Source organism: Limnospira sp. PMC 1279.21 (assembly GCF_032349615.1).
GTDB lineage: Bacteria > Cyanobacteriota > Cyanobacteriia > Cyanobacteriales > Microcoleaceae > Limnospira > Limnospira fusiformis.
This window is the reverse complement of the sequence record NZ_JARPLU010000403.1, coordinates 1-1,241: the sequence shown is the minus strand read 5'-3', so window position 1 is coordinate 1,241 and position 1,241 is coordinate 1. Positions and strand designations below refer to the sequence as shown.

The window sequence follows — 1,241 nt, the reverse complement described above, 5'->3', positions numbered from 1 at the left end:
CCGACGCTATGTCTCCCGCGAAAAACTCTGCTTGCGGGGCACCACCGATTATTGGGTCAACGACGCTCTGGGCTTGCCTTTTTTTGTGGTGTCCAAACCCCTGGCTGAGGGCCTGGGCGCGGCGATTTTGGAAGACATCGTCCCCCAGCTCATCGAACAGGTGCCCGGACAACCCGCCGAAGCGGAGTTGGCTGCGGACCCCTGCCAATATCGTTTCGTCATGATTTTTGACCGGGAGGGGGCCAGCCACAGCTTACTTTCGGCACTCTGGGAACAACGTGTTGCCGCAATCACTTACCGCAAACGGGTCGGTGAGAACTGGTCGGAAACGGAGTTTTCGGAAGTTGAAGTCACTCACCCCGGCGGACAGGTGACCCGGATGCGCTTGGCCTCGCGTATGAGCGAGTTGACATCCGGCAAGCAGTCCATCCCCGTGTTGGAAGTGCGCCGTTTAAGCGAAAACGGCCACCAAACCGCCATCATTACCACCGCCATGAGACTGAAGACCCCGGAGATCGCTGCCCGGATGTTCTCCAGATGGTGCCAGGAAAACTTTTTCGCCTATATGATGGAACACTATGATTTGGATGGACTTGTGCAATACGGAGTGGAGGAGATTCCTGGCACAAAACAGGTGGTCAACCCAGCGTGGCGCCGTTTGGACCAGCAAATCCGCACTCTCCGCGCCCAGCTGAGAAGGGAGCAGGCCCGTCTGGGCACACATGTGATCAAAGTCGAGGCTCTCGATGCGCAAGCTCAGGGCGAACGGCTCCTGGAAATCCAGCGAATGGATGAGGAAATCGAAGTGCTGAAGGTAAAGAGACGGGAGGTGCCACGAAAAGTGAGCCTTGATGAGTTGTCGGAAGAAGACCGCCCCTCGCAGCTGCGCCCCTTGGGCAAGATGTTCACCGACACCATCAAGATGATCGCTTATCGCGCGGAAACCTCGATGGTCGGCTTGCTCAGACCCCACTTGACCAAAGAGGAAGAGGCACGTGCGCTGATCCGGGAGCTTTTTGTTTCCTCAGCGGATCTCAGACCCTCAAAGGAAGATAACACCCTTCATGTCCGTGTCCACCGAATGGCAAGCCCTGTGCATGACCGGGCAATCCATGCCTTACTGGAAGCACTCAATGAGCAAAATTTCCACCACCCCGAAACCGAAATGAAAATCCTATACACCCTTTCCTGACCAACCCGCAAATGTGCCATCTCAATTTCCGCCTAGTTCAGGAAGTCTG

At 56.1% G+C, this 1,241-nt stretch carries 1 protein-coding gene; it reads left to right on the top strand.

Annotated features, from left to right (window positions below):
* On the top strand, positions 1-1,192 hold a 1,192-nt coding region (locus P5683_RS24980), incomplete at its 5' end, for a putative transposase (protein ID WP_315642098.1).
* Positions 1,193-1,241 lie beyond the last annotated feature (49 nt).